Annotated in this window: 3 protein-coding genes; 2 read left to right on the forward strand and 1 reads right to left on the reverse strand. The window is 78.4% G+C overall.

What is annotated here, in order from left to right:
- Positions 1-223: 223 nt before the first annotated feature.
- Together GTR00_RS17565 and GTR00_RS17570 are read left to right on the forward strand one after the other, a co-directional pair.
- Complete coding sequence (locus GTR00_RS17565; protein WP_166612871.1) at positions 224-1,036, forward strand: phytanoyl-CoA dioxygenase family protein; 813 nt, start codon at positions 224-226, stop codon at positions 1,034-1,036.
- Between the two features lie 317 nt (positions 1,037-1,353).
- The gene (locus GTR00_RS17570) at positions 1,354-2,295 is read left to right on the forward strand and encodes a PfkB family carbohydrate kinase (protein WP_205706083.1); all 942 of its coding nucleotides are present in this window, start codon (positions 1,354-1,356) and stop codon (positions 2,293-2,295) included.
- Positions 2,296-2,315: 20 nt separating this feature from the next.
- Here GTR00_RS17570 and GTR00_RS17575 read toward each other — a convergent pair.
- The coding region (locus GTR00_RS17575; RefSeq protein WP_166612872.1) for a putative bifunctional diguanylate cyclase/phosphodiesterase at positions 2,316-3,240 on the reverse strand (925 nt) is incomplete at its 5' end.

The following is a 3,240-nucleotide window of genomic DNA, read 5'->3' on the forward strand; positions in this document are numbered from 1 at the left end:
GAGGTTCGCCGTCAGCGCCAGCAGCACGGTGCCCCGCGTCTCGTCAGCCACGTCCCGTCCCCTACCCCGTCGGGCAGCGGTGCACACGCCCGGTGCACACGCCCGGTGCACACGCCCGGTGTGCGCTGTGGAGCACCGGAGGGCCCCGTGCGACTGCGTTGCGTTACCGAAACCTCACGGAAAGACACGATAGGGTCGGTCGATCACCACGAGGAGGTCAGGCGTGAAGACGTCATCCGGGGACGGCGACCAGACGGGTCGCAGCTCGCGCCGGTGGTCGCGCGAGCGCACGGTCGTGCTGCCCGAGGCCGGCCGCGTCGTGGCCGAGCTGCGCCGCGAGGGCATCGCCCGCACCAGCGTGGCCGCCCTGACCGGCGACGCCGGGGTCCTCGACGACGTCCTCGCCTGCGCCCGCGCCCTGGTCGAGCGCCGCGCGCCCGCGGTGGCCGAGCAGCGGCGCCGGGTGGCCGCGGCCACCGGCCCGGCCGCGCCGTGGGACCGCCCCCCGGACGCCGACCGCGTGCCGCTGCTGGACGCGGACGCGCCCGCCACCCCCTGCCGCCGGCTGCTGCAGGACCCCGTCCTGGGCTGCGTGGCCGAGGCGTACTGCCGCCGGGCCGTGCAGCACGTGGGGACCGAGGCGTGGATGGAGGTGGCCGCCGCCTCCCCCGCCCCGCCGCGCCGCTGGCAGCGCGGCCCGGGCGGGCGCCGGCCCACCGTGGAGGTCTGGGTGCACCTGAGCGACGAGGAGGACGGCGACGGCCCGCTGCACTACGTGCGCGGCAGCCACCTGGACCGCCGCGGCGAGGGCGCTCCCCCCGGCACGTTCGAGGCGCTGGGCGGGCCCGCGGGCACCGTGGTCTTCGCCGACCCGCGCGGCATGCACCGCCGCTCCCCCGCCGTGGGCCGCGACCGCCTGCTGCTGCACGGGGTGTTCAGCAGCCGGCGCCGCGCCCCGCGCTGGAGCGTGCCGGCACCGCGAGCGGTGCACGGCGCGTACGCGCTGGCGGGCGCGGGCGCGGGCTCGGAGGGCTGAGCGCCGCGGCGGGCTCCTCGACCGGCTCGGCGACGCGCGAGGGCGCCGAGGGGGTGCCGTCGAGCTGCGCCTGCGGGGTGCAGCTGGCCTCGCCGAGGATCGACGCGGCGAACTGCAGCGCCGAGGCCTGGATCGGCGCGACGGTCCGCGCGCCGCGCGCGGGGGCGGCGCCGGTGCTCTCGTCCGCCGAGCCCTCGATGGCCATGGGTCCGGGCGGGGCCCGGCACGGGTCCGCTCCCGCTGACGTCCTCGGCAGCGCACCCCGCCACCTCGAGCGCCGGCGAGCGCCCGCCGCGCCCCCGCCGTACGTTCGCCCCGTGAGCCAGAGCGTGACGGTCTTCGCTCCCTCCCCGGCGCTGCGGGTGCTGGTGGAACCCGCGACCGGCGGGGAGGTGGAGATCCACCTGCACCCCGGCGGGCAGGGGGTGTGGGTGGCGCGGATGGCCGCGCGCCTGGGCGCGGACGTGCGGCTGTGCGTGCCGCTGGGCGGGGAGGCCGGCACCGCCACGGCGGCGCTGCTGGCCGCCGAGGGCATCTCCACCCGGCCGGTGAGCACCGGGTCCGCGACGGCGGTGGTGGTGCTGGACCACCGCGGCTTCGAGGACGAGCAGGACGCGGAGAAGGGCGAGCGGGTGGCGGAGTCCACCGCGACCCTGAGCCGCCACGAGATCGACGACCTGTTCACCGCGACGATCACCTCCGCCCTGGACAGCGCCGTGCTGGTGCTCACCGGTCCCGAGCACGAGGAGGTGCTGCCCGCGGACGTCTTCCGGCGCCTGGCCGCCGACGCGCGCGGGCAGGGCACCGCGGTCGTCGCGGACCTGTCCGGCGAGGCGCTGCGCCAGGCCCTGGAGGGCGGCGTGGACCTGCTCAAGGTCGCCCACGACGAGCTGCCCGGCCAGGGGGAGGCCGACGCCGACGACGTCGGGGAGCTGCTCGAGCGCGCCCGCCGGCTGCAGGGGGCCGGCGCGCGCACCGTGCTGGTCACGCGCGCGGCCCAGCCGCCGCTGGTGCTCACCCCCGACGGCGCGCACCGCCTGGAGGTGCCGAGCTTCACGGCGGTGCAGTTCCGCGGGGCGGGCGACTCGATGAGCGGGGCGGTCGCGGCGCGCCTGGCGCGCGGCGACGACGTGCTGGACGCGGTGCGCACCGCCGCCGCCGCCGGCGCGGTGAACGTGACCCGGCAGGGCTACGGCACCGGGCACGCGGAGGCGGTGGAGGCCGTGGCGCGGCGCGTGCGGGTGCACCGCCTCGACTGACGCCCGGTCAGCGCCCGTCCTCAGCGCCGCGCGGGCGCGGCCGGTCGCACCTCGAACCGCTCCAGCCACTCCAGCAGCTGCGCGGCGGGCACCGGCCGGCAGTGGTGGTACCCCTGCGTCTCGTCCACCCCCAGCTCCCCCAGGCGACGCAGGGTCGCCGCGTCCTCCACGCCCTCGGCCAGCAGCCGCATGCCCAGGCTGTGGGCGAGGTCGGCGGTGCTCGCCACGATCGCGGCGGAGCGCTCGTCGGCGGCGACCCGCCCCGTGAAGGCGCGGTCCAGCTTCAGCTCCACGGCGGGCAGGTCGCGCAGGTAGGCCAGCGAGGAGTAACCGGTGCCGTAGTCGTCGATGCTCACGGCGGCGCCCACCGCGAGCAGCTCGCCGATGGTGCGGCGGCTGCGCTCGGGGTCCCGCATGAGCGTCGTCTCGGTGATCTCCACCACGAGCGCGGCCGGGTCCAGGCCCGCGCCGTCGACGACCTCCCGCACCAGCGCCGGCAGCGCCGGGTTCAGCAGGCAGCTGGTGGCGACGTTCACCGCGATGCGCAGCGGGTGGCCCGCCGCGCGCCAGCGCACGGCCTGCGCGACGGCCTGGCGCAGCACCGCCTCGGTGACGTGCGCCATCAGGCCGCGCTCCTCGGCCAGCTCCAGGAACGCCGCCGGCATCACCGTGCCGCGCACGGGGTGCTCCCAGCGCACCAGCGCCTCCACGCCCACCACCCGGCCGGTGCGCACGTCCACCTGCGGCTGGTAGTGCGCCACGAGCTGCCCGGCGGCGATGCCGGCGCGCAGCTCCTCCAGCAGCTGCAGCCGCTCGCGCGCGCGCCGGTCCACCGCCTCGTCGTAGACGGCGACGCCGCCGCCGGCGCGCTTGGCGACGTACATCGCCGCGTCCGCCTGCCGCAGCAGCTCCAGGCCGCCGGCGGCGGCGTCGCCGTCTACGACG

It is taken from the genome of Kineococcus indalonis (assembly GCF_009906395.1).
GTDB classification, from domain to species: domain Bacteria; phylum Actinomycetota; class Actinomycetes; order Actinomycetales; family Kineococcaceae; genus Kineococcus; species Kineococcus indalonis.